Origin of the sequence: Rhizobium mulingense, assembly GCF_029194105.1 — a bacterium.
In the GTDB taxonomy this organism is placed as follows: Bacteria; Pseudomonadota; Alphaproteobacteria; order Rhizobiales; family Rhizobiaceae; genus Rhizobium; species Rhizobium mulingense.
The window spans coordinates 1-2,421 of sequence record NZ_JARFVE010000047.1 but is presented as its reverse complement, the minus strand read 5'-3'; the positions used below and the strand labels follow the sequence as shown (position 1 = coordinate 2,421).

At 59.2% G+C, this 2,421-nt stretch carries 2 protein-coding genes and 1 pseudogene; all 3 read right to left on the bottom strand.

Features of this window, described 5'->3' with window-relative positions:
- Positions 1–76: 76 nt before the first annotated feature.
- Positions 77–1,422 (bottom strand): annotated as a pseudogene (locus PYR71_RS30565) (IS66-like element ISRel19 family transposase); the annotation flags it as partial.
- 72 nt (positions 1,423–1,494) lie between these two features.
- Positions 1,495–1,842 carry an IS66 family insertion sequence element accessory protein TnpB gene (gene tnpB / locus PYR71_RS30560; RefSeq protein WP_009996986.1) on the bottom strand — a complete coding sequence of 116 codons (348 nt, stop codon included), beginning with the start codon at positions 1,840–1,842 and terminating at the stop codon, positions 1,495–1,497.
- On the bottom strand, positions 1,839–2,201 hold the full coding sequence (gene tnpA, locus PYR71_RS30555) for an IS66-like element accessory protein TnpA (protein ID WP_029875542.1): 363 nt from the start codon (positions 2,199–2,201) through the stop codon (positions 1,839–1,841). The genes tnpB and tnpA overlap by 4 nt, the downstream gene beginning before the upstream one ends.
- Positions 2,202–2,421 lie beyond the last annotated feature (220 nt).

The following is a 2,421-nucleotide window of genomic DNA, read 5'->3' as shown; positions in this document are numbered from 1 at the left end:
GTGTCGCATTGCTGACACCGAGACGCTTCCAATGTTTACAGATACTTAAAGAGGGAGTGCACAATGACTCAGGTCCGCCAAGCGGACGCATGGCTCGTTCAGCGATGTTGTTGTCGATTTCGACACGGCCATCGTCGATGTAGACGCTCAAGGCTGCCCATCGCGACAGGGCATATCGCATCGCCTCGGCCAGCCTCTGCTTCTGAGGCAAAGTCGAGAGTGTCGCCTCGATCCAGGCCTTGAGTTCGTCCAGAACAGGCCGGGCATGGTGTTGGCGCAGGGTGCGCCGCTCGTCAGCCGACATGCCTCGGATACGGTTCTCGATATCGTAGAGAGCGCCGATGCGTGACAGCGCTTCCTCAGCGATCGGAGACGGCTTGAGCTTTATCACATCATGGAACTTGCGGCGCACATGCGCCATGCAGGCGGCTTCAATGATCTGGTTGCCATAGAGCTTCTTGTAACCCCCGTAGCCGTCGGCATGCATGACGCCGCTGAAGCTTGCCAGGTGTCAGCCGGATGTGCGCCCCTGCGGTCGGGGCTGTAGTAATAGGCAATGGCTGCGGGAGTGGCGGATTGATAGCCACTGCCGTCAAAGATGTAGACCCAGACCCTGCCGGTTTTTGTCTTGCCCCGCCCGGGGTCGAGAACATCGACCGGGGTATCGTCCGTATGTATTCGGTCGAGTGCGGCGATATGGGCCCTGATTAACAGGACAAGTGGTGTCAGCAATGCAGATACCCGGCCGACCCAGTCGGCCATTACGGATCGGGAGATGTCTATCCCCAACCGGTCGTACATCTCTGACAGGCGGTAGAGGGGAATGTGATCGTCGAATTTGGCGATCATGATGTGGGCGAGCAGCCCCGGCCCGGGTTTGCCGCGCTCGATCGGCAAGGTCGGCATCTCGCCAGCCACTGTCGTATCGCATTCCCTGCAGATCATGCGCTTCTCGACATGCCGGACAATCTTGACCGACGCCGGCACGTGCTCCAGCACCTGGACCACTCTGTCGGCCGCCTTCAGGAACGAAGTGCCACCGCAGGTCGGGCAATTGCAGGGAGCTGCATAGACCAGTTCTTCGGTGGTGAGATCATCGGGTAGAGGCTTGCGCTTCGGCTTCTCGGATGCGTCGTCCAACTCCGGCAGAGGCGGTTTCCCGGAGCGCTGTTCAGCCTCGGCCCGGGAGGCCTCGATCTCCTCCAACATCAGCTCGAATTGCTCGATCTTCCTGTCGATCTTTTCCGAAGACGCGCCATGTTGCCGATGTCGGAGAAGCTCCAGTTGCGCGCGAAGAAGCCCGATTATGGAGTCTCGCTTGATGACCTCGGCTTCCTGGCTCTCAAGTTTTGCCGCCTGTTCCGCGACGAGTGCGCGCAAAGTATTGAGCTCGTCCTGACTGTCCAGCGGCGCTGTTTCCATATCCGCGAAACTAGCCGATTTGCCTCTGACGCACCAGCGTTAAGCTTCCCATGCCCCTGCAAAATATAGCTTTTATCCCGTTCGGCCGGGAGCGGAAGTCCACGCCGGGCGTCGCCAATCGATCCCCTCAACGAGCATCGAAAGCTGCGCCTGCGTCAGGTGCGCTACACCCTCTTTCGCCGTCGGCCAGGGAAAGTATCCGCGCTCCAAAATCTTGTAGAACAGACAGAACCCCTGGCCATCCCACCAAAGAAGCTTGATCCGGTCCGCGCGTTTTCCGCGAAAGCCGAAGATTGCGCCCGAGCCCGGTGCCTCCCTCACGACCGTCTCGACCAGCGCGGACAGACCATCAATGCCACGCCGCATATCGGTCACTCCGCAGGCCAGATAGACCCTCACATTCCCCGATGGGCCGATCATACCGCCTCCACGCAAGCGACGAGCGGGCCAAGCAGCTTCAACTCAACGTCAACCGCAACCTTCAAGCTCCGACCGTTTCGAAGCAAGATCTCAACGATCGTCGGCCTTGTTGCTGCGGTAGACGGCTGGCTTACGCCAACCTCCTCCGTGATTTCCACCGGGAGGAACACCGTCGGCCGATCGGCATAGTTGAATGATTGCCGCCACAAGCGGATCTGGCCCGGATGAATGTCGTGCCGGCGCGCCACATCGCCAATGCGAGCACCGGGCTCATCAGCTTCCGCAAGTATCCTCAGCTTCGCCTCGTCCGACCAACGCCGTCTGCGCTCGGTACCGGACATGATCTCTATGCGAGCCATGAAACCTCTTCGTTCTGGTATTAATGTCAGCACTAATGCTGGTTCTAATGCCAGAACATCGCCTGATTTGGCCGATCAGCAAAAACAGCTCACCGTACGCTCACGACGAAAGTGTGCTGCAGAGGCACGGAAGGAGTTCAGTGTGAGCTAACCCCGTAACGTGAAGCTGCGTGAATGATGGAGGATGGCCCTCCGGGATCGGCTTTCAGGAGCGGGTCTC

Bases quoted from the DNA above. Each gene is read 5' to 3' on its own strand.
- tnpB (WP_009996986.1), bottom strand. From the start codon at position 1,842: ATGATCGGCCCATCGGGGAATGTGAGGGTCTATCTGGCCTGCGGAGTG.
- tnpA (WP_029875542.1), bottom strand. From the start codon at position 2,201: ATGGCTCGCATAGAGATCATGTCCGGTACCGAGCGCAGACGGCGTTGG.